The 21,491-nt window shown below is 73.5% G+C and carries 20 protein-coding genes and 2 pseudogenes; 15 read left to right on the top strand and 7 right to left on the bottom strand.

Annotated features, from left to right (window positions below; translation table 11 throughout):
* Nucleotides 1-27 precede the first annotated feature (27 nt).
* Both ACIBPC_RS15245 and ACIBPC_RS15240 read left to right on the top strand, forming a co-directional pair.
* A complete protein-coding gene (locus ACIBPC_RS15245; protein WP_398844556.1) occupies nucleotides 28-915 on the top strand; it encodes a glucose 1-dehydrogenase in 888 nt (295 codons plus the stop codon).
* Nucleotides 916-949: 34 nt separating this feature from the next.
* On the top strand, nucleotides 950-1,813 hold the full coding sequence (locus ACIBPC_RS15240; protein WP_398844554.1) for a glycosyltransferase family 2 protein: 864 nt from the start codon (nucleotides 950-952) through the stop codon (nucleotides 1,811-1,813).
* A 33-nt stretch (nucleotides 1,814-1,846) separates the two neighbouring features.
* Here the strand turns inward: ACIBPC_RS15240 and ACIBPC_RS15235 are convergent.
* From ACIBPC_RS15235 to ACIBPC_RS15220, 4 genes and pseudogenes are all read right to left on the bottom strand, one after another.
* Nucleotides 1,847-2,062 (bottom strand): annotated as a pseudogene (locus ACIBPC_RS15235) (helix-turn-helix domain-containing protein); the annotation flags it as partial.
* Nucleotides 2,063-2,097: 35 nt separating this feature from the next.
* Nucleotides 2,098-2,436 carry a helix-turn-helix transcriptional regulator gene (locus tag ACIBPC_RS15230; RefSeq protein ID WP_362962388.1) on the bottom strand — a complete coding sequence of 113 codons (339 nt, stop codon included), beginning with the start codon at nucleotides 2,434-2,436 and terminating at the stop codon, nucleotides 2,098-2,100.
* Entirely contained in the window at nucleotides 2,433-2,816 is a 384-nt protein-coding gene (locus tag ACIBPC_RS15225; RefSeq protein WP_398844551.1) for a type II toxin-antitoxin system RelE/ParE family toxin, read from the bottom strand. The genes ACIBPC_RS15230 and ACIBPC_RS15225 overlap by 4 nt, the downstream gene beginning before the upstream one ends.
* Before the next feature lie 250 nt (nucleotides 2,817-3,066).
* Entirely contained in the window at nucleotides 3,067-3,903 is an 837-nt protein-coding gene (locus ACIBPC_RS15220; protein WP_398844549.1) for an NAD(P)H-binding protein, read from the bottom strand.
* Nucleotides 3,904-4,180: 277 nt separating this feature from the next.
* Here ACIBPC_RS15220 and ACIBPC_RS15215 point away from each other — a divergent pair, with 277 nt between their 5' ends.
* From ACIBPC_RS15215 to ACIBPC_RS15200, 4 genes are all read left to right on the top strand, one after another.
* The gene (locus ACIBPC_RS15215; protein WP_398844546.1) at nucleotides 4,181-5,161 is read left to right on the top strand and encodes a helix-turn-helix domain-containing protein; all 981 of its coding nucleotides are present in this window, start codon (nucleotides 4,181-4,183) and stop codon (nucleotides 5,159-5,161) included.
* 141 nt (nucleotides 5,162-5,302) lie between these two features.
* On the top strand, nucleotides 5,303-5,503 hold the full coding sequence (locus tag ACIBPC_RS15210; protein WP_362962372.1) for a superinfection immunity protein: 201 nt from the start codon (nucleotides 5,303-5,305) through the stop codon (nucleotides 5,501-5,503).
* A 122-nt stretch (nucleotides 5,504-5,625) separates the two neighbouring features.
* Entirely contained in the window at nucleotides 5,626-5,772 is a 147-nt protein-coding gene (locus ACIBPC_RS15205; RefSeq protein WP_362962370.1) for a hypothetical protein, read from the top strand.
* 60 nt (nucleotides 5,773-5,832) lie between these two features.
* On the top strand, nucleotides 5,833-6,852 hold the full coding sequence (locus ACIBPC_RS15200) for a hypothetical protein (RefSeq protein WP_398844542.1): 1,020 nt from the start codon (nucleotides 5,833-5,835) through the stop codon (nucleotides 6,850-6,852).
* 72 nt (nucleotides 6,853-6,924) lie between these two features.
* On the opposite strand, the gene ACIBPC_RS15195 is transcribed toward ACIBPC_RS15200, so the two are convergent.
* Complete coding sequence (locus ACIBPC_RS15195; RefSeq protein ID WP_398844539.1) at nucleotides 6,925-8,043, bottom strand: NAD(P)/FAD-dependent oxidoreductase; 1,119 nt, start codon at nucleotides 8,041-8,043, stop codon at nucleotides 6,925-6,927.
* A 147-nt stretch (nucleotides 8,044-8,190) separates the two neighbouring features.
* Between ACIBPC_RS15195 and ACIBPC_RS15190 the strand changes: the two genes are divergently transcribed.
* From ACIBPC_RS15190 to yicI, 6 genes are all read left to right on the top strand, one after another.
* A complete protein-coding gene (locus ACIBPC_RS15190; protein ID WP_398844536.1) occupies nucleotides 8,191-9,222 on the top strand; it encodes a LacI family DNA-binding transcriptional regulator in 1,032 nt (343 codons plus the stop codon).
* Nucleotides 9,223-9,246: 24 nt separating this feature from the next.
* A complete protein-coding gene (locus ACIBPC_RS15185) occupies nucleotides 9,247-10,482 on the top strand; it encodes an ABC transporter substrate-binding protein (protein ID WP_398844534.1) in 1,236 nt (411 codons plus the stop codon).
* A gap of 8 nt (nucleotides 10,483-10,490) precedes the next feature.
* Nucleotides 10,491-11,447 (top strand): carbohydrate ABC transporter permease, encoded by a 957-nt coding sequence (locus ACIBPC_RS15180; RefSeq protein WP_398844531.1) that lies wholly within the window; start codon nucleotides 10,491-10,493, stop codon nucleotides 11,445-11,447.
* A 6-nt stretch (nucleotides 11,448-11,453) separates the two neighbouring features.
* Nucleotides 11,454-12,281, top strand: coding sequence for a carbohydrate ABC transporter permease (locus tag ACIBPC_RS15175; protein ID WP_362962359.1), 828 nt, complete (start codon nucleotides 11,454-11,456; stop codon nucleotides 12,279-12,281).
* Nucleotides 12,282-12,301: 20 nt separating this feature from the next.
* The gene (locus ACIBPC_RS15170) at nucleotides 12,302-13,723 is read left to right on the top strand and encodes a GH1 family beta-glucosidase (RefSeq protein ID WP_398844528.1); all 1,422 of its coding nucleotides are present in this window, start codon (nucleotides 12,302-12,304) and stop codon (nucleotides 13,721-13,723) included.
* Between the two features lie 79 nt (nucleotides 13,724-13,802).
* On the top strand, nucleotides 13,803-16,091 hold the full coding sequence (gene yicI, locus ACIBPC_RS15165) for an alpha-xylosidase (RefSeq protein WP_398844525.1): 2,289 nt from the start codon (nucleotides 13,803-13,805) through the stop codon (nucleotides 16,089-16,091).
* A gap of 9 nt (nucleotides 16,092-16,100) precedes the next feature.
* On the opposite strand, the gene ACIBPC_RS15160 is transcribed toward yicI, so the two are convergent.
* A complete protein-coding gene (locus ACIBPC_RS15160) occupies nucleotides 16,101-17,459 on the bottom strand; it encodes a cytochrome P450 (protein WP_398844522.1) in 1,359 nt (452 codons plus the stop codon).
* A 236-nt stretch (nucleotides 17,460-17,695) separates the two neighbouring features.
* Nucleotides 17,696-18,619: pseudogene (locus ACIBPC_RS15155) on the bottom strand (SigB/SigF/SigG family RNA polymerase sigma factor); the annotation flags it as partial.
* Between the two features lie 210 nt (nucleotides 18,620-18,829).
* Here ACIBPC_RS15155 and ACIBPC_RS15150 point away from each other — a divergent pair.
* The 3 genes from ACIBPC_RS15150 to ACIBPC_RS15140 all read left to right on the top strand — a co-directional run bounded on the left by ACIBPC_RS15150 (nucleotide 18,830) and on the right by ACIBPC_RS15140 (nucleotide 21,470).
* Nucleotides 18,830-19,222 carry a DUF2267 domain-containing protein gene (locus tag ACIBPC_RS15150; RefSeq protein WP_362962352.1) on the top strand — a complete coding sequence of 131 codons (393 nt, stop codon included), beginning with the start codon at nucleotides 18,830-18,832 and terminating at the stop codon, nucleotides 19,220-19,222.
* A gap of 169 nt (nucleotides 19,223-19,391) precedes the next feature.
* On the top strand, nucleotides 19,392-20,975 hold the full coding sequence (locus ACIBPC_RS15145) for a phytoene desaturase family protein (RefSeq protein WP_398844518.1): 1,584 nt from the start codon (nucleotides 19,392-19,394) through the stop codon (nucleotides 20,973-20,975).
* Nucleotides 20,976-20,999: 24 nt separating this feature from the next.
* The gene (locus tag ACIBPC_RS15140) at nucleotides 21,000-21,470 is read left to right on the top strand and encodes an SRPBCC family protein (RefSeq protein ID WP_362962348.1); all 471 of its coding nucleotides are present in this window, start codon (nucleotides 21,000-21,002) and stop codon (nucleotides 21,468-21,470) included.
* Nucleotides 21,471-21,491: the final 21 nt, after the last annotated feature.

The following is a 21,491-nucleotide window of genomic DNA, read 5'->3' as shown; positions in this document are numbered from 1 at the left end:
CAGAACCACCGAACGGAGGCGCCCGGCATGGGCACGCAGGACGACCGGCGACAGGACCCCACCCGCGCCCACCCCCGCCCCGACTACCCGCGGCAGGAACAGCGACCGCCGGGCGACACCGAGGAGATGTCGCCGCGCCCCGACCACGGGGAGGACTCGTACGAGGGCAGCGGCAGGCTCCGCGACCTGCACGCCCTCGTCACCGGCGGGGACTCCGGCATCGGCCGGGCCGTGGCGCTGGCCTTCGCCCGGGAGGGCGCGGACGTCCTGATCAGCCACCTCCCCGAGGAGGAGAAGGAGGCGGCGGAGACCTGCCGCCTCGTGACCGACAGCGGCCGCCGCGCGGTCTCCGTCGCCGCCGACCTGCGGGACGAGCAGCAGTGCGCGCACCTCGCCGAGCAGGCGGTGGAGGAGTTCGGCGGGCTCGACATCCTCGTGAACAACGCGGCCTACCAGATGGCCCAGCCGGACAGCATCTCCGGCATCACGACGGACCAGTTCGACCGCGTGATGCGGACGAACCTGTACGGCATGTTCTGGCTGACGAAGGCGCTCGTCCCGCACCTGCGCAAGGGCGCCTCGATCATCAACACCACGTCGGTGCAGGCGTTCCAGCCGAGCCCGCACCTGCTGGACTACGCGATGACGAAGGGCGCCCTCGTCACCTTCACGAAGGGCCTCGCCGCGCACCTCGCGGGCGACGGCGTCCGCGTGAACGCGGTCGCGCCGGGGCCGGTCTGGACGCCCCTGATCCCCGCGACGATGCCGGACACCAGCGAGTTCGGCGCGCAGACGCCCCTCGGGCGTGCCGCGCAGCCGGCCGAGATGGCGCCCGCGTACGTGTTCCTGGCGTCGCGCGAGGCGAGCTACATCACGGCAGAGGTGATGAACGCGACCGGCGGCAGCCGGCTCTGAGCCTCCGGTGGGCGGGCACGGAAGGGAAGCGCGCATGGCAGAAGTCAGCGTGGTGATCGCGACGCGCGACCGCCGGGACGAGCTGCTCCGCACGCTGGAGCGGCTCACCGCGCTTCCCGACCGCCCGCCCGTCGTGGTCGTGGACAACGGCTCACACGACGGCACCGCGGCCGCCGTCGCCGCGCGCTTCCCCGCCGTTCGACTGGTCGCACTCGCCCGCAACCACGGAGCCTGCGCCCGCAACGCCGGGGCGCGCCTGACGGACACGCCGTACATCGCGTTCAGCGACGACGACTCCTGGTGGGAACCCCACGCCCTCACCCGTGCCGCGGAAGTCTTCTCCCGCTACCCGGCACTGGGCCTGCTGGTCGGCCGCATCCTCCTCGGCGAGGGCACGACCGCCGACCACGTCTCGGAGAAGATGGCCACCGCGCCGCTCGGCACCCCGGACGACCTGCCTGGCCCCGCCGTCCTCGGCTTCCCGGCCTGCGCGGCGATCGTCCGCCGCGACGCGTTCACCGCCGCCGGGGGCTTCGACGACCTGCTCTTCTTCGGTGGCGAGGAGACCCTCCTGGCCCTCGACCTCGCCGCACACGGCTGGGGCATCGCCTACACGCCGGACATCACCGCCCGCCACGCGCCTTCCCCCCACCGGGCCATCGCCCCCCGCCGCTGGGCACTGCACCGCCGCAACGACCTGCTGATCCACTGGATGCGCCTGCCCCTCACCACCGCAGCCCGCCGCACAGCACTCCTGGCAGCCCAGGCAACACACAACCGCGCAGCAGCCCGAGCACTGGCCGGCCTCCTACGCCGCCTCCCCACAGCACTCCACCGCCGCACCCCGACCCCACCCCACCTGACAGCACAACTCACGACACTCGGCGAACTACGCTGACCACCACCCAGGCGCCCAGCGGCACTTGAGCAGTCAAGCGGTCTTGTCGTACGGAGTGAAACTGACGCTCAAGTCGGCTTTGAGAGCACGCGCCAGGCGGCGCAGCATCGGAAGAGTGGGCACCGTTCCGCCGGTTTCGAAGCGGGAGATCTGCGGCTGTTTCATCTCGCACCGCTCAGCGAGCTCTGCCTGGGACAGCCCGAGCTCGGTGCGCCGGTCATGGACGAGTCTGCCCAGCTCGCGGGCGAGCGCTGTGGAGGCGTCATGCATGGCTCCTCCTGGGTTCAGGCAGCCGGGGTGACGATGGTGACGGTGGGATCGTCCCCAGGGGCGACGTGCATGTCGATGGTGAGGTCCAGGGCTTGGGCCAGGCGCATGATGACGGCAATGGGCGGCAGTTCGGTGGCGGTTTCGATTCCCTCGATCTCGTCGGTGCTGGTGTGCAGGCGTTCGGCCAGGTCGGCTTCGCTCAGACCGAGTTGCTTGCGCCGGTCGTAGACGGCCTTGCCCAGCGTCATGGCCAGGCCGGCTTCTTCGTAGACGCGGTCGTACTCGATGTCGGCGTCAAGGTGCTCGCCGACCAGCCGACGGTGGCGTCGGGTCCTCCATTCGCTGTGATTCACCGGTTCTCCTTGAGGTCGCGGCTGTAGAGGTCGTGTTCAGAGGCTGCCTGGTGGTCGGCTTCGCACAGCCTTTGAGCGGCGTGCGCGCGTTCCACTTCGGCCTGCTCGCGCATCTTCGTCTTGCGGAACACGGTGAGCAGCACGACGCGTCGGTCGGGCGCGAGCCAGTAGGTGATGCGCTGGTGAGTATCGCCGAGGCGGAAGCGCAGCTCGCGGAGCTTGCCGCCGAGGTGGCGGGAGTGCGGTTCGTCGAGCGTGGTGGCGTGCTCGGCGAGGAGGTCGGCGATGCGTTCGGCCTGCTTGTAGTGGTGGGCTGGAATATTCTCCAGCCACAGCCGCACCTCCGGCTCGATCTCGATCGAGTACCGCTCACTGTCCATAGCGCGGATGATATAGGGCAGGGGATGCGAGATCGCGACTTTCTGGCTCAGGCTGTATGCCGTCGCCGCTGCCGCAGCCACTCCCGCGTCGCACAGCCCAAAGGCCCCCCATGAAGAGGCAGCGTGCGGTCGGCGGTGCCTCGCGTCCGGCGGTGCCGAGCAGGGCGACGGGCGGGATTTGGCGTGGTGATGGCGCACGTGCGGCGCCGCGCGCCGCCGGATGGGGTGGCGGCGCGTGGCATGGGAGTGCTCAGCGGAAGGCGGCGGCGTTCTCCTCGGCCCAGCGGGCGAACGGGGTGGCGGGCGCGCCGGTGACCCGTTCCACCGTGTCGCGCACCGCACGCAGCTCCGCGTTGACGTCCCCGCCCGTCAGGTCGAGCACGGCGGCGGCCACCTCATCGCCCAGGAACGCGGACATGTCCCGGTGGGCCTCCTCCCTCGTCACCGGAGTGACGCCCACCGGCCGCCCCAGCGCAGCGGCGATGGCCTCCACCTGCTGCCGCGGGCTGATCCGCTCCGGCCCGGTCAGGGCGTACGTGCTCCCCCGATGGCCGGAGGCGGTGAGTGCCGCGTGGGCCACCGAGGCGATGTCGGCGGGGTGGATGGTGGGCAGGCCGGTGTCGGCGTACGGGACGCGGACGGCGCGGCGGGCACGGATGGCGTCGGCCCACCAGAGGGTGTTGGAGGCGAACTGCGTGGGTCGCAGGATCGTCCAGTCGAAACCGCTGTCCTGCAGGTGCCGCTCGGTGGCGAGGTTGCGGAGGGCGGGGTTGAGGTGGGGGTGGGTCAGGACGGTGATGGAGGAGACGAGGACCGCGTGCTCGGCCCCGGCGCGGCGGGCGGTGTCGAGCAGGCCGGTCTCCGTGCCGGTGCCGCCGAGGAGGAAGAGGGAGCGGACGCCGTCGAGTGCGCGCTCCAGGGAGGCCGGGTCGGTGAGGTCGCCCTCCACGGCCTCGGTGCCGGGCGGGAACGCGGCGCGCGAGGCGTCGCGGGTGAGTGCCCTGACGGGCCCGGCGGTGCCGGACGCGCGCAGCTTCGCCAGCAGGGGGCGGCCTATGTTGCCGGTGGCGCCTGTCACGAGGATCATCGGGTCTCTCCGGGACGTCGGTCGGTCGATACCCCGGCAGGCTAGGAGTTCAAGTCTCGTTGAGGTCAAGGCCGCCCCGGGCGGGCCAGGTCCCGCCGCGTCGGGCCGTCTGCGCGACTGGGCCGCCGCCCGATGACAGCTGGACACCGGGAAGCCCCGGACTTGGCCTGTGCGCGGCTGTGTTCCGGGGGCCCGTACGCGGGACCATGCCCTCGTGGCTGATCGAGCGAGTGCCGTGCCTCCACAACAGGCGGCTGCCCCGAGCGGGTTCGTGTCCGTGTCGACCGACGGGCTGCCCGTCGGCCACCGGTTCGACTGGTGGGGGCGGATCATAGGGGAGCAGATCATGGCGGTGTCGATCGACTGCCCCCGCCCCGCAGACTTCTACGGGGGAGTGGACAGCATCGGCACCCCGGCCACGACGGTCTCGTCCCTGCGCCTCTCGTCGTTGTCGGGGTCACGGACGTCCGCGCACATCCGGCGCCACGACCCCGAGGACTACTACCTGTTCGCGGCCCGCGAGGGACGGATCGGGCTGGAGCAGAACCGCACCACCTCCCTGCTCCGCGTCGGCGACCTGGGGCTGTACTCCACCTCCCGGCCGCTGGAGGCCGACTTCAGCGCCGACGGCCGCCCGGTCCGGGTGGAGATGATCCGGCTGCCCAGAGCGCTGCTCCCGCTGCCCCTCGACGCGGTGGACCGGCTGCTGGCCGAGCCCCTGCCCGCCAGGACCGGGGCGGGCGCGCTGCTGGCCCCGTATCTGACCGGGCTGTTGAGACGCGCCCCGGAGTGCGGCCCGGCCGAACTCGCCGGGCTTGCCTCGGTCGCGGCCGACCTGGCGGTGACGCTCATCGCCGGGCGGCTGGACCTCGCGGACGCCGTCCCGCCGGAGAGCCGCAGACAGGCGCTGCTCGCCAGGATCGACGCCTTCATCGAGCGCAACCTGCACGACGCCGACCTGCGACCGCCCGACATCGCCGCGCACCACCACATCTCCGTGCGGACGCTGCACGAGCTGTTCCGCGAACGGCCGGAGACGGTCGGCGCGGCCATCCGCCGCCGCCGGCTGGAACACTGCCGCGCCGACCTCGCCGATCCACGCCTGCGGCACAGGACGGCCGGGGACATCGCCCTCGGCTGGGGATTCCGCAATCCCGCCGACTTCAGCCGCGCCTTCCGCGCCGCCTACGGCATGCCGCCCGGGGAATTCCGGCAGGCGGCGCTGCGCGGCGCGCCGGGTGCGCTGAGCGACAAATAACTCTGCACGCAGAGCTAATTCACTGCCCGCGGCGCGGTGCCATGATGCGGATTGACTGGGAATACGGGCCTGGCACCGCGTAAAGCCCTTCTCGCCCTTTCCTGCCGCCGCTGTCAACGCCCGAGGTCCTCAGGAGGCCGCATGACCGTCTCGTCGACAATGCTGCTGGTCGGCGTCGCGCTCTACTTCCTCCCGACGTTCATCGCGTTCGTCCGGCGTGTGCGCAACGCGGGCTCGGTGCTGGTGGTCGACCTGTTCCTCGGCTGGACGCTTGTCGGCTGGGTGGTGGCCCTCGCCATGGCCGTGCGGTCGTCCGAGGACCGGTACCGGTCGACTTACTGACCGTGACCGGAGAATCGTCCGGAGGCGCGCGGCGCGTTCGTGCGTGACCGTTTCGCCGGTGTGTGAGGGGCCCAGTGCGAATGCTGCGTCCCCTTCGCTTCATGGGGATCTGGGGGACTTCCGTGACTGACTGGGACGCGTATGAAAGGGGGCGGAGGGATGAGCGTGAGCGAATCCGCAGGGCGGTCGACGGCGACGAACCGGGCTGTTTCAGCTATCTCGCCGTCGCCTTGATCATCTATTTCATCGTCAAGGCGTGCTCGGGCTGACGAGGCGACGTGTGTGCTGCGGCTGCGGGCTGATTGCTCTCTGCCGGGGGAGGAGTGGTCATGGAATACGCCGGGTTGACATCGGCGGTGGTGGACATCCTGTCGGGGGCCGGCCGCGGGGCGGCCGAATCCATCGGGGCCGGCGCCGGAACAGCCGTCTCGGATCTGGTGCGCGCGCGGCTCGGCACCACCGAGCAGGGCCGGGCCGCTCTGGCCGGGGTGGACGCCGATCCCGGAGCCACGGACGGGCTGCGGGCGGTGTTGGGGGACACACTCGCGGCCGATCCGGACTTCGCAGGCAGGCTGGCGGTGGCGCTGGCCGGTCCACCACCTGCCGTGCCAGCACCGCAGGGGCGGAACGGTGCGGTCGCCAACGGCCGGAGCAGACCGCGCAACTCAACGATCTCCCTCGGCCCGCTGGCCATCTCGCAGTCACCCGGGGGTTATGCCGTAGCCGCGATTCTGGCTGTCGCGGTCGCCGTACTGGCGTTTCAGGTGATTCGCGGCGGTGCTGAAGTCCAGGACAGGAGTGACTCAGCTCAACGAGCGGGGCGCATGGACCTCACCGCTGTACTCACCGAGGAACAGGTCCGCTCGGTGCTCCCGGACAGCCAGAGCCTGCCGACAGGCTGGAGTCAGGAGCAGGAGGCCACCATTCCTCCTTGCGACGGCGATTACTGCGACGAGGTCCTGGCTGTGGGCGAGACGTCCTATGACATCCCGGGAGTTGGGCATCGCGCAAGATTCGTTGTGGTCGCGTGGTCCAGCACGGAGGCTGCGCACCGCTATTTCGCGGAGGCCACGGAGAGGCAAGAGGCCGACATAGAAGCAGGTGACCATAGCCGGTTGACATTACCTGCGATCGGCGAGGAGAGCTTCGCGATGCAGTTGCAGGACGCAAGCGTGGAGACCGCAGTCAGAGTGGGCACCGTCATAGTTGTGGTGGATGGCTGGGGGAGCGACAGTAGGCGGTTCGATCCTGCGACTCTGGAGGCATTGACGCGGATGATGGCCGAGCGGGCTCAGCAGGCTCAGAACGGAGAGACGCCGACAGCCGCCGTCACCCAGCCGCTTGGCTGACTGCCCCCGCCCCGGGCGTGTTTCTTGGTGCTAGGGCGCGCGTTCTGTGAACTGTCCTGGTCTCGTGGCTCGTCAATCCGTCAACTCCCCTACGGCGTCCGGGCGGTGCGGGGAGACGCATTCCAGGTCGGGCGGTGTCCCGCCCGTCAGCAGTGCCGTTGCCCAGCGGTCGGCGAGCCAGGGGGACAGTGCCAGGCCCGAAGGGCCGTAGCCGGTCAGGGTGCTCAGGTTGGATGTGCCGGGGAGGCGGCCCGCCAGGGGGAGGCCGTCGCGTGAGACGGGGCGGAAGCCGACGCGTGTCTCAATCAGTGTCGCGTCCGCCAGACCCGGCGCGGTCTCCAGCGCCTCCCGCAGCACTTCCGCCTGCCCGGCCGCCGTCACCCGCTCGTCGAAGCCGGTGCCCTCCTCCCGCGTCGCGCCCGCCACCACCCGCGAGTCGTCGAACGCCAGCAGGTAGTGCCCCCGCACCGCCGACACGGCGGGCCACGCCGACGTGTCCGTGTCCGGCAGTCCCAGGTGGCTGATCTGCCCCCGCTGCGGGCGGATGCCGAGGTCGATGCCGCACGGGCGCAGCAGCTCCCCGCTCCACGCGCCCGCCGCGACGACCACCTCGTCCGCCGGCAGCGCCAGCCCGTCCACCAGCGCCTCGGCCCGCCCGCCGCGCAGCCGCAGCTCCGCCCGGCCCGTGACGACCGACGCGCCGCGCCGCCCGGCGGCCGTCAGCAGGGCGACGCGCAGCAGCCGCCCGTCCACCCGCGCGCCGCGCGACGTGTGCAGCCCCGCCAGGTCCGGCGCCAGCACGGGGAACAGCTCCCGCAGCTCGCCGCCCTCCACCCGGCTCACCGTGCCCGTCTCGTCCTCCGGGCGCTCCCGCAGCAGGGCCTCGACGCTGTCGAGTTCCGCCGGATCGCGGCTGACCCACAGGCCGCCCACCTCGCGGTGGCCCAGGTCGTCGGCACCCTCGTCGGCCAGCTCCGCCATCAGCCGCCCGTGGTGCGCCACCGCCCGGCCGAACAGGTCCGCGTACGGCGCCGGGCGTATCGCCGCCGACGCCTTCACGATCCCCGCACCCGCGAGCGTCGCCGCGCCCCGCCGCGACTCCTCCACGACGGTCACCGCCGCGCCCGCCCCTGCCAGCCGCCACGCCAGCGCCGCCCCCGCGACCCCTCCGCCCACGATCACCGTACGCACGCCACGCTCCCGTCCTCGGCCGCCGACCCCCGCCACCCTAGGGGTATTGCCAGCGGGGCCCGGGGTGCCTACGATGCCGTCCATCGATCGAATCGATTCGACGAATCGATTCGACAGCAGCACAGGACCGACCGCGAAGGAGCGGGCATGGCCACGATCAAGGACGTCGCGGAGCGCGCGGGTGTCGCGCCCAGCACCGTGTCGTACGTGCTCAGCGGCTCGCGGAAGATCTCCGACGAGACCCGCCGCGCCGTCCAGGAGGCCATCGCCGAGCTGGGCTACCACCCCCGCGCCAGCGCCCGTACGCTCCGCAGCGCCCGCAGCGAGGTCCTGGTCCTCGCCGTCCCCCGCGAGCCCGGGAAGTACCGCGCGATGGACGGCCGCTTCGCCATCGACATCGCGGACGCCGCCCGCGGCCACGGCTACGACGTGCTGCTGATGACCGACCCCGAGGGCGTCGCCCCGCTGCGCCGCATCGCCGCCAGCGGCCTGGCGGAAGGCGCGATCCTCATGGCGGTGCGCGAACGGGACCCCCGCGTCGCCGCTCTGCGCGACCTCGGCTTCCCCGCCGCGCTCCTCGGCCACGCGGACAGCGACGACGACACCGGCCCGCCCTGGGTGGACCTGGACTGGGACGCCGCCGTCGCCCTCGCGATCGGCGAGGCCGTCGCGGCGGGCCACCACCGCGTCCTCTTCTGGTCGTCGGCGGACCACGAGATCGACGCCCGGCGCGGCTATGCCCTGCACGGCCTGGCCGGCGCGCGCCGCGCCGCGCGCGCCACCGGCGCGGACATCCGCGTCGCGCCGTCCAGCGGCGACCCCGACGAGCTGCGCAAACGGCTCCGGCAGGCCCTGACGACCGGCTCGGCGCCCACCGCCCTGGTCGTCCAGCACCTCATCCTCCTGCCGACGCTGCTGGACGAGATCGCCGCGCTCGGCCTGCGCGTGCCGGAGGACCTGGCCGTGGTGCCGGTCGGCAGCCTGCCGGACGAGGCGGAGAGCCGTTCCCTGCCCCGCATCGACCTGCCCGTGGCCCGGATGTCGGCCGCCGTCGCCCAGCTCGTCGTCCAGGCCATCGCCGGGCGCGACGCCCGCGACGCGCCGCGCTCCGCCGGGGAGCTGCTCACCCCGCAGATGGCGGAGGGCCACCCCGTCACACCCCCGACCCGCTCCTCCTGAGCCGCGAAACGGAGAACCACCCCCATGCGAACGAGACCCGGGCGCACCGTCGCGCCCGTCGCGCTTGCCCTGGCCGGGGCCCTGGCCGCGGTCGGGCTGCCCGGCTGCGCGGCCGAACCCGACCCGGACACCGTCACGGTCCTCAACCCGGCCACCGACACCGCCGAGCACGACGCCAACCAGGACTTCTTCGACCGCTGCGCCGAGCCGCTCGGCCTGCGCGTCGAGCAGATCAGCGTCCCGGCCGACCAGGTGGCGTCCAAGGCGCTGCGCATGGCGTCGTCCGACTCGCTGCCCGACGTGCTGGAGCTGGACGGCTCGGAGCTGCCGCAGTTCGCCGGGACGGACGGGCTGCGGCCCCTCGCCGATCTCGGCGTGGACACGGGCGAGTTCTCGGACGCGGCGAACCAGCTCGGCTCGTTCGACGGCACGCAGTACGGCGTCGCCAGGTCCGTCAACTCCCTCGCGCTGGTCTACAACGTGGACATGCTCGCCGACGCCGGGCTCGAACCACCCACCACCTGGGACGAGTTGCGCTCCACCGCCGCCGCCCTCACGCAGGGCGACACGTACGGCATGGCGTTCAGCGCCTCGCCGAACGCGGACGGCGTCTACCAGTTCCTCCCCTTCTTCTGGTCGGCGGGCGGCGACGAGACGCGGCTCGACGACGCGGCGGGCGCCTCCGCGCTCCAGCTGTGGAAGGACCTGGTGGACGACGGGTCCGCCTCGCGCTCCGTCGTCAACTGGAACCAGCAGGACATCAACGACCAGTTCATCGCCGGGCGCGCCGCCATGATGATCAACGGGCCCTGGCAGGTGCCGGTGCTCAGCGCCCAGACCGACGTCGACTGGGCCGTCGCCTCCATACCGGTGCCCGAGGCCGGGCAGGACCCGGTGCCGCCCATCGGCGGGACCGTGATGACCATCCCCGAGAACGACGGCCACCCCGAGCGCGAGGACAACGCCGCCCGCGTCCTCGACTGCCTCAACTCCCAGGAGAACCAGCTCGCCTGGGGCGAACGCGTCAACAACGTCCCGACGCGCGCCGACGCCTCCGAGGCCTACCGTGAGGCCAACCCGGAGCTGGCGGCGTTCGCCGACCTGGTGCTGACGGCCCGCTCCCGCACCGCCGAGGTCGGCACGCGCTGGCCCGTCGTCCAGGACGCGATGTCCGGCGCCTTCCAGTCCGTACTGACCGGCAGGTCCTCGCCCGAGGACGCGCTGCGGCGCGCCCAGCGGCAGGCCGAGGCGGGGGAGTGAGCACACCCATGACCACCACCGTCCCCACCCCGGCCGAGGCCCCGCCCGCCCCCGCGCCCCGCCCCCGTCGCGGCGGCGCGGCCGGGCGCCGGCTGTGGTCCTGGCTGTTCGTCGCCCCGGCCGTCGTCTACCTGCTGGCGTTCTTCGGCTACCCGCTGGTGCGGAACGTGCTGATGAGCTTCCAGTCGTTCACGCCGCGCACGTACTTCACCGGCGAGGCGCCGTTCAACGGGCTCGACAACTGGCGGCACGTCCTGGAGGACGAGCTGTTCGGCGACGCGCTGTGGCAGACGATCCTGTTCACCGTCGGCTCGCTCGCGGGGCAGTTCGTCCTCGGCCTGGCCCTGGCGGTGTTCTTCTCGCGCCGCTTCCGCCTGTCCGGCGTGATCCGCGCCGTGCTGCTGCTGCCCTGGCTGGTGCCGATGGTCGTGTCCGCCGTGGTGTGGCGGCGGATCATGGACGAGGACCACGGCATCCTCAACAGCTTCCTCCAGACCGTCGGCCTGTCCCAGGACGGCGTGCCGTGGCTGAGCAGCCCGAGCGTCGCGCTGCTGTCCGCGATCCTGGTGAACATCTGGATCGGCATCCCGTTCAACATGGTGATCCTCTACGGCGGCCTCCAGGAGATCCCGCGCGAGCTGTACGAGGCGGCGTCGCTCGACGGCGCCGGGCCGTGGCGGACGTTCCGCTCCATCACGCTGCCGACGCTGCGGCCGGTCGTGACGGTCGTGCTCGTCCTCGGCTTCATGTCCACGATCAAGATCCTCGACCTCGTCCTGGCGCTGACCGGCGGCGGTCCCGCCGACTCGACGCAGACGCTCGGCACGCTGACGTACCAGCTGTCGTTCCTGCGGCTCGACTTCGGCGCGGGCGCGGTCGTCGGCAACGTCCTGATCCTCATCAGCGCCGTCTTCGCGGTGCTCTACCTGCGTGCCAACCGAGCCGACGCGGCCCGGGGGAAGTGAGCCGACATGAACCGCACCCCCACCCGCGCCCGGCTGCGCGGCGGCGTGAACACGGCCGTCGCCCTGCTCGTCCTGGCCGTCATGCTCTTCCCGGTGTACTGGATGGTGTCCACCGCGCTCCAGCCGGACACCAGCATCGCCGCGACCGACCTCTTCCCGACCTCGCCGTCCTTCGACAACTTCTCGGCCGCGCTGGACAGCCAGGGCGGGTCGCTCGTCACCAGCCTGGTGGTCGCGCTCGGCGCGGTCGCCGTCTGCCTGGCGCTGGCGGCCCCGGCGGCGTACGGCCTCGCGCACTTCGGCCTGCGCGGCAGCCGGGGCATCGTCTTCGGCACGCTGATCACGCAGATGGTGCCCGGCATCGTCGTCGCGAACGCGCTGTACAGTGCGTACGCGGATCTCGGCCTGGTCAACTCCTACCTGGGGCTGATCCTCGCCGACGCGTCGCTGGGGCTGCCGTTCGCGATCGTGCTGCTGAGGGCCTTCATGGTGTCCATACCGGCGGAGGTCGTGGAGGCGGCGATGGTGGACGGCGCGAACCGCTTCACCGCGTTCGTCCGGATCGTCCTGCCGATGAGCCGCAACGCCCTCATCACGTCCGGGCTGTTCGCGTTTCTCTTCGCCTGGGCCGACTTCATCTTCGCCCTCACCCTCAACACGACCGACGACGTCCGCCCGGTGACGCTCGGGATCTACCAGTTCATCGGCGCCCACGTCAGCGACTGGGGGGCCGTCATGGCGACCGCCGTGCTGTCGGCGATCCCGGCCGCCGTGCTGCTGGTCGTCGCGCAGAAGTACATCGCCGCCGGGATCGCCGGCGGCTCCGTCAAGTGACCCGTCCACGCGAGCAAGGGATGAACAGCACCGTGACCCCTGGCGACTCCACCGCCTCGTTCCCGCGATTCCCCGAGGGCTTCTTCTTCGGCGCCGCGACGGCCGCCTACCAGATCGAGGGCGCCGCCCGCGAGGACGGGCGCGGCCCGTCGATCTGGGACACCTACTGCGCCGAGCCCGGCCGCGTCGCCGGCGGCAGTTCGGGCGACGTCGCCTGCGACCACTACCACCGCTACCGCGAGGACGTGGCCCTGCTGAGCGGCCTCGGCGTCGACAGCTACCGCTTCTCCGTCGCCTGGCCACGCGTCCAGCCCACCGGCGCGGGCGCCCCCGAGCCGCGCGGCCTGGACTTCTACGACCGGCTCGTGGACGCACTGCTCGCCGCCGGGATCACCCCCGCCGCGACCCTCTACCACTGGGACCTCCCGCAGGCCCTGGAGGACCGGGGCGGCTGGCGCGTACGGGAGACGGCGGAGCGGTTCGCCGAGTACGCGGGCCACGTCGCCGCGCGCCTCGGCGACCGCGTGCCGCGCTGGATCACGCTGAACGAGCCGTTCTGCACCGCGTTCGTCGGCCACGCCATCGGCCGCCACGCGCCCGGCACCCGCGAGGGCGCGGCGGCCCTCGCCGTCGCCCACCACCTGCTGCTCGGGCACGGCCTCGCCACCCGCGTCCTGCGCGAGACCACGGACGGCGAGATCGGCATCACGCTCAACCCCGACCGCCTCCTGCCCGCGACCGGCAGCCCCGCCGACCGCGCCGCCACCGACCGCGCCGAGACGCTGCACAACCGCGTCTTCCTCGACCCCCTCTTCGCCGGGCGCTACCCGGACAACGAGGCCGACACCTGGGGCGAACTCGCCGCCGACCCCGCCTGGCGGCACGACGGCGACCTCGACGTCATCGGCACACCCCTCGACTTCGCGGGCGTCAACTACTACCGCCCCATCACCATCGCCGACGCCCCCCACACCGACCCCGACCCGGCCACCCGCACCGCCGTCGACATCCGCGCGACCGAGACGTGGCGCGACGACGTCCGGCACACGGCGATGGGCTGGCCCGTCGTCCCGTCCACCTTCACCGACCTCCTGACCGACCTCACGCGCCGCTACCCGGCGATGCCGCCGCTGGTCATCACGGAGAACGGGTCGGCCGAGGACGACACGGTCGCCGACGACGGCCAGGTCCACGACGCCGACCGCGTCGCGTACCTCCACGGCCACCTCCACGCCCTCGCCGACGCCCTCGCACAGGGCGTGGACGTACGCGGCTACTACGTCTGGTCGCTGCTGGACAACTTCGAGTGGGCCTTCGGCTACGACAAGCGCTTCGGCATCGTCCGCGTGGACTACGACACGCAGGAGCGCCTCCCCAAGGACAGCTACCGGTGGTTCCGCGACCTGATCGCCGACCACCGCGGCCGCACCGGCGGGGAGTGACCGGCGCGCCCGCACCACCCCACCCGCACCACCGGCGCCGCCGCCCCCGCGGCGGCGCCACCGAGGAGACACGAACACCGTGAAGTTCACCGATGGCTACTGGCTCATGCGCGACGGCGTGCGGGCGTCGTTCGCGCGGCAGGTGGCGGACGCCCGGGTCGAGGAGGACCGCCTCACCCTGTACGCCACGCCCACCCCCGTGACGCGCCGCGGCGGCACGCTGAACCAACCCCTGATCACCGTCGAGTGCTTCTCCCCGGCGGAGGGCGTCATCGGGGTGCGCTCCACGCACCACGCGGGCGGCGTGGACCACGGCCCGTCGTTCGCCCTCACCGCCGACCCGGCGCACCGGCCCGCCACCCGCCGCGACGGCACGGCGCTCGAACTCACCAGCGGCGGCCTCACGTTGCGCGTCGACACGGCAGAGCCCTGGGCGCTCGACTTCTCCGCCGGCGGCAGCCCCCTCGTCTCCACCCGCCGCCGCGGCACCGGCTGGGTCACCACCGACGACGGACGGCACTTCTCGGTCGGCGGCCTGTCCCTCGGCGTCGGCGAACTCGTCTACGGGCTCGGCGAGCGCTTCACCCCGTTCACCAGGAACGGCCAGTCCGTGGACATCTGGCAGGCCGACGGCGGCACGGCCAGCGAACAGGCGTACAAGAACGTGCCGTTCTACCTCACCAACCGGGGCTACGGCGTCTTCGTCAACCACCCGGGCGCCGTCTCCTTCGAGGTCGGCTCCGAGACGGTCGGCCAGGTGCAGTTCAGCGTCGAGGGCCAGTCCGTCGAGTACCTCGTCATCCACGGCCCGACGCCCAAGGAGATCCTGGACCGCTACACCGCGCTGACCGGCCGCCCCGCGCTGCCGCCCGCCTGGTCGTTCGGCCTGTGGCTGTCCACCTCGTTCACCACCGACTACGACGAGGCGACGGTCACCCGCTTCGTCCGCGGCATGGCCGACCGCGACATCCCCCTCAGCGTCTTCCACTTCGACTGCTTCTGGATGCGCGCCTACCAGTGGTGCGACTTCACGTGGGACCCCGACGTCTTCCCCGACCCGGAGGGCATGCTGCGCCGCCTCAAAAAGGAGCAGGGGCTGCGTATCTGCGTGTGGATCAACCCGTACATCGCCCAGAAATCAGCCCTGTTCGAGGAGGCGCGCGAGGCCGGCTACCTCGTGCGCAGGCCGGACGGCGGCGTGTGGCAGTGGGACATGTGGCAGGCGGGCATGGCGCTGGTGGACTTCACCCACCCGGACGCGTGCGCCTGGTTCGCCGGGAAGCTGCGCGAACTGACCGCCCAGGGCGTGGACTGCTTCAAGACCGACTTCGGCGAACGCGTCCCCACCGACGTCGTCTGGCACGACGGCTCGGACCCCGAGCGCATGCACAACTACTACACGCAGCTGTACAACCAGACCGTCTTCGACGTGCTGACCGAGGCGCGCGGCGAGGGCGACGCCGTGCTGTTCGCCCGCTCCGCGACGACGGGCGGGCAGCAGTTCCCCGTGCACTGGGGCGGCGACTGCGAGTCCACGTTCGACGCCATGGCCGAGTCGCTGCGCGGCGGCCTCTCGCTGGGCCTGTCCGGCTTCGGCTTCTGGAGCCACGACATCGGCGGCTTCGAGGGAACGCCGTCGCCCGCCGTCTTCAAGCGCTGGGTGCAGTTCGGCCTGCTGTCGTCGCACAGCAGGCTGCACGGCAGCAGCTCCTACCGCGTGCCGTGGGACTACGACGAGGAGGCCGTCGCCGTCACCCGCGACTTCACGCGGCTCAAGCACCGCCTCATGCCGTACCTCTTCCGCGCCGCCCAGCAGGCGGCCGAGGAGGGCACGCCGGTGATGCGCGCGATGCTGCTCGAATTCCCCGACGACCCGGGCTGCCACCCGCTCGACCGGCAGTACATGCTCGGCGGCGACCTGCTCGTCGCGCCCGTCTTCCGCGAGGACGGGACGGCCGAGTACTACGTCCCGGCGGGCACGTGGACGCACCTGCTGACAGGCGCGCGCGTCGAGGGCCCCGGCTGGCGGCGCGAGCGCTTCGGCTACGACAGCCTCCCGCTGCTGGCAAGGCCGGGGTCCGTCGTCCCCTTCGGCGCCACGGACGACCGGCCCGCGTACGACTGGGCCGACGGCGTCACCCTCCGCGTCCACCCCGGCGCCGACGGCACCGAGACGGTCACCCGCGTCCCGCGCCAGGACGGCGCGCCGCCCGCCGTCTTCCGCACCCGCCGCGACGGCGGCACGGTGACGGTGCGGGCGGACGGCGCGCCCGGCCCGTGGCACGTGGTCCTGGCCGGTCCCGACGGTTACGCGGCCCCGGTCACGGCGGAGGGGGACGAGGTGACGCTGCCGGTCGCCGGGGGCTGAGGGCCCCGTTCAGTCGGCGGCGACCGCGAAGCCGAGCCCGAAGTGGTCGATCGTGGCGGGCACCGGCTCGCCCGCCACCGGCCGCACCCCGGACGTCACCGCGTACTCCCGCCCCTCCAGCAGCGCGGCCAGCCAGGTGCTCGCGGTGAGCAGCACGACGTCCTCGCCCGGGCACCTGCCGGGCCCGCCGCTGAACGGGACGAGCGCCGGGTTCCGCCCGGCGCGCCCGTCCAGCCAGATCTCCGGCTCGAACGCGTCGCCGCAGGACCCGGCCGGGTCGGCGCGGTGGAAGTACGGCGCGAAGGCCGCGAAGACCGTCCCGGCCGGGACCACCGTTCCGTGCCAGGTCGTCGGCTCCGTGCTCTCCCGCAGCAGCACCGGCGTCGTCGGCCACAGCCGCAGCGCCTCCAGGACGCACGCCCGCAGGTACGGCAGCGTGCGCGGCCGCGCCGGGTCGCCCTCCTCGGCCTCGGTGCGGGCCCTGGCGGCGTGCTCGGGGTGGCCGGCCAGCAGCGCGAGGGTCCGCAGCGTCGCGGCACCGGCCGCGTCGTAAGCGAACAGCCAGTGCGGCACCTGCCCGGCCGCCTCCTCGGTGTCGGGGAGCCTGCCGGCCAGGGTGTCGTCCCCGGCGGCGCGCACCCGCTCCTCCAGCCGGGCGAGGAAGTCCTCGCGGGCCCGGCGGCGGCGCGGCAGCAGGAACGACCAGTTGCCCGCCGAGCGCAGCCTCGCGAGCCGGTCCGTCAGGTCGGCGTCGTCCGCCGCCGCGTCGCCCAGCACGACCCGGCGCACCGAGCGCCACCACCCCGCGGCGAAGTCGTCCCAGGTCAGAGCGCCCGACGCGGTCGCCACCCCGGCGACGGCGGAGGCCTCCGCGCGTACGCGCTCCGTGATCGCGGGCGCGAGGTCGTGGAGCGGGCGGTCCGTCTCCAGCGCCAGCTCGTTGATCCGCCGCCTGGGCTCCCGGCGCGGCCCGCGCGTGATCAGCGACCCGTGCGGCTGGAACTGGTCCAGCGCCCGCTGCTTCTCCCACGCCCCCGGCGTGAACGGCTCGGGCGTCTCGCGCAGCATGCGCGCGAGGTCGTCCGGGTCCAGCACGAGCGCGACGGACCGCCCGGCGGGGGAGAGCTGGAGCGGCCCGGGGCCGTACCGTTCGCGCAGGTCGCGCACCGTCGCGACGGCGTCGCTGTCGGCCTGGACACGCGCGGCCCAGGCCATCGCCCGGGGCCGCCGCCGGATCAGCCCCTCGGCGAACGCGGGCAGCAGCAGCCGGGTGAGCAGGCGCGTCTGGTCGCCCGGCCGGACGCGCGGCAGGCCGGTCCTGGACGCTGCGGGGGTCGGGGCGCTGTCGGACTCCTCGATGGTGGACATGACGCCGCGTCTTCCCCACCCCGGGGGCTTCACGCGGCGGCGCGCCCGGCCGGACGCGGCCCGGACGGTGGCCCGTCCACCCGTACGGTGCCCGGCACGGCCGCACGCGCGGCCCGTCCGGCGGCCTGCCCGGCCTTCCGCCCGGCCGCCGCGGTCTTCTTCCGCGCGGCCTTGCGGGCGGCGCGGGCGGGGGACGTCCCCGCCGCCGCGCCGGGGGCGGCGGCCTCGCCGGTGCCCTCCACCTGCTCCCGCACGCTCTCGCACGCCCGGCTCAGCAGCCGCGACACGTGCATCTGCGAGATGCCGAGCTGCCGCGCGATGCGGCTCTGCGTCATCCCGTGGAAGAACCGCAGGTAGAGGATCTCCCGCTCGCGCTCCGGCAGCTCCCGCAGCGGGGAGCGCACCGACTCGCGGTCCACCACCATGTCGAAGCCGGGCTCCGGCTCGCCCAGGGTGTCGAGCAGCGAGTAGTCGCCGTCCGAGCCCGGCAGGTCGGCGTTGAGCGACAGCGTGCTGTAGCTCTCCAGCGCTTCGAGGCCGGTGCGCACCTCGTCCTCGGTGAGCCCCGCGTGCTCGGCGATCTGCTCGACGCTCGGGCCGCGGTCGTCCAGCCGGTACGTGAGCTGGCGGGCGGCGGCGCGGACGCGGTTGCGCAGCTCCTGGGTGCGGCGCGGGACGTGCAGGCCCCACATGTGGTCGCGGAAGTGCCGCTTGACCTCGCCGACGATCGTCGGCACCGCGTAGCTCTCGAACGGGCGGCCCCGGCTGGGGTCGTACCGCTGCACCGCCTTGACGAGGCCGAGCGCGGCGACCTGCTCCAGGTCCTCCAGGGACTCGCCGCGGTCGCGGAAGGTGCGCGCCAGGCGGTCCGCCATGGGGATCCAGGCGCACACCACCTCGCGCAGCAGCCGGTCGCGTTCGGGGCAGGGCGGCAGCTCGGCGATGCGTTCGAACTGCCGCCGGGTGTCGGGGGCGTCGTCGTGCGGGTGGCGGCCGCGCCTGCGGGGCGTCCCGGCGGGGGGCGCCGGGGTGGCGGGCACGGGGGCGGCGGGCGTGCTGCCGCCGTTCGTGCCGTCCGCCGCCTGCGGAGGATTGGACGGCCCGGTACCGGGGGACTCGGTGACGGACCCGGGATGAGGGGGATGTGCGGGAGTGTTCATCTGCTCTCCCAGGTGAGGGGGCGTGCGTTCCGCTCTGCGCTCGCCACGGGAGCCGGTGGGACGTTCCTCCTCAGTCTGCCCGTACTTCGCAATCGCCACATCTCGGACATTCGCGGCGGATGGTTTCCCCGCGCCCGGGAGGGAAACCCGCCACCGGATCGCCGGGGGGCATCCAGCAGACGCACGGAGATCCAGAAAGGCAGCCCGACCATGACGTACGGAGACTTCCTCAGCAGCGTCAGAGCGAGCGGCGACTACCCCGACGAGGAGGCCGCGACCGCCGTCGACGCCGTCGTCAGGACCCTGGGCGAACGGCTCCCGCAGCCCTCGTCCCAGCACCTCGCCGACCAGCTGCCCCAGCCGGTCGCGGGACTTCTCGAAGATGCCGCCGACGTCTCGGCCGAGGGCCGCCCGTGGGGCGTCGAGGAGTTCATCCGGCAGGTCGCGCTGCACACCGGCGAGGACCGCGACACGGCGGAGACCGACACCCGCAACGTCTTCTCGGCCATATCCGAGCGCGTCAGCGGCGGCGAGATGAACAAGCTGCTCAGCCAGCTCCCGTCCGGCTACGCCGAGTTGTTCGGCTACTCGGAACTCGCCTGACACGCCGGGCCCGCCGCACCGCCCGCGGAACGCGGGGAGCACCGACCTCCCGGGGGCGTGACGTGGAAGCGCGCCCGGCACCGCCCCGGCGGCCGGACACCCCGCCGCTCCCGGGGCGGCGCGGGTTCCGCAGGTCCGACGAGACGCCGACCGGCACCGGAGGCCGCCCGTGAACGCACCCGACGCACCCGTGACCCCGGACGCGCCGGACGCCGTGGTCGTCGGCGCCGGTCCCAACGGCCTCGTGGCCGCCAACGTCCTCGCCGACGCGGGCTGGAGCGTCCTCGTCCTGGAGGCGGAGGAGACCCCGGGCGGCGGCGTCCGCAGCGACCGCGCGGTCCATCCCGACCACGTGCACGACACGTTCAGCTCGTTCTACCCCCTGGCCGTCGCCTCCCCGGCGCTGCGCGCGCTGCGCCTGGAGGACTGGGGCCTGACGTGGCGGCACGCCCCGGCGGTCCTCGCCCACCCCGTGCCCGACGGGCGCTGCGCCGTCCTCGACCGGGACCGCGGGACGACCGCCGCGTCCCTCGACACGTTCGCCCCCGGCGACGGCGACGCGTACCTGCGGCTCGTCGCGCTCTGGGACCGGCTCGGCGACGACATGATCGCCGCGCTGCTCAGCCCCTTCCCGCCGCTGCGCGCGGGCGCCCGCCTCGCCGCGCGGCTCCCGTTCGGCGGCGGCGGCCTGCGCACGCTGCGCATGCTCACCCTGCCCGCGCGGCGGCTCGGCCGCGAGCACTTCCGCGGCAGCGGCGGCCCGCTGCTGCTCACGGGTTCCGGGCTGCACGCCGACTTCTCGCCCGAGGTGCCGGGCAGCGGCGCGTTCGGCTGGCTGATGGTGATGCTCGGCCAGCAGTACGGCTGGCCCGTGCCCGAGGGCGGCGCCGGGGAACTCACGGCGGCCCTCATCCGCCGCCTGCACGCGAAGGGCGGGCGGCTGCGCTGCGGCACGCCCGTCGCACGCGTCACCGTCCGCGACCGCCGCTGCACGGGCGTCGTGACGGCCGACGGCGAACGGATCACGGCCCGCCGCGCCGTCCTCGCCGACGTGACCGCCCCCGCGCTGTACGGCGGACTCGTCGGCTGGGAGCACCTCCCGGCCAGGCTGCGCGCCGACATGCGCCGCTTCGAGTGGGACAGCGCGACCTTCAAGGTGGACTGGGCGCTGTCGGGCCCGATCCCCTGGTCGTCGCCCGGCGCGGCCCGCGCGGGCACCGTCCACGTCGCGGACAGCATCGACCATCTCGCCCGCTACACCGCCGACATCGCGGCGGGCCGCCTGCCCGAGCAGCCGTGCCTCGTCCTGGGCCAGATGACCACCTCCGACGCCACCAGGTCCCCGGCCGGCACCGAGTCCGCCTGGGCCTACACGCACCTGCCGCAGCACGTCCACGGCCTGTCCGAGTGGACCCCGGCCCGGCGCGAGGAGTTCGCCGTACGCGTGGAGGAGGCCGTCGAACGGCTCGCGCCCGGCTTCCGCGACCGCATCACCGCGCGCCGCGTCCTGGCACCGCCAGACCTGCAGGGCCTCGACCGCAACCTGGTCGGCGGCGCGCTCAACGGCGGCACCGCGCAGATCCACCAGCAGCTGTTCCTGCGGCCCGTGCCGGGCAACGGCCGCGCCACCACGCCGCTGCGCGGCCTCTACCTGGCGTCCGCGAGCGCGCACCCGGGCGGCGGCGTGCACGGCGCGGCCGGTACCAACGCCGCCCGTGCCGCACTCGCCGCCGCACGGCTCCGCCGCCCCTGACACCACGCCGTCCCGGAGGCCCCGATGGCCAGCCGCCCCACCCTCGTCCGCCGCACCCCCGAGACCGTGTGGGCGTTCCTCGCCGATCCGGCCAACTTCGCCCGCTGGGTCGTCGGCACGCAGCGCTCCGACCCCCTCGACGACCGCTGGCCCGCCGTCGGCGCCGCCATGCGCTACACGATGGGCTTCGGCCCGCTGCGCGGCACGGGGCGCACCGTCGTGCGCGTCAGCGAACCCGCCCGCCGCCTCGAACTGGAGGCGCAGACCAAGGGACTCGGCACCGCCCGCATCGCCCTGGAGATCCGCCCCTGGGGCGAGCAGAGCCTCCTGATCATCGACGAGCACCCGCTCACCGGCCCCGGCGGCATCCTGCACAACCGCCTCGCCGACGCGTTCCTCCAGGTGCGGCACCGCCGCATGCTCCACAACCTGACGTCCCTCGTCGAGTCCGCCACCGAGCACGAATCGGAGGCGTCCGCCCGCCAGGAGGCGTGACACGGGCGGGGCGGGCCGTAC

The organism is Streptomyces sp. NPDC049879, assembly GCF_044461265.1.
GTDB lineage: Bacteria > Actinomycetota > Actinomycetes > Streptomycetales > Streptomycetaceae > Streptomyces.
This window is presented reverse-complemented; position numbering and strand designations above follow the sequence as displayed.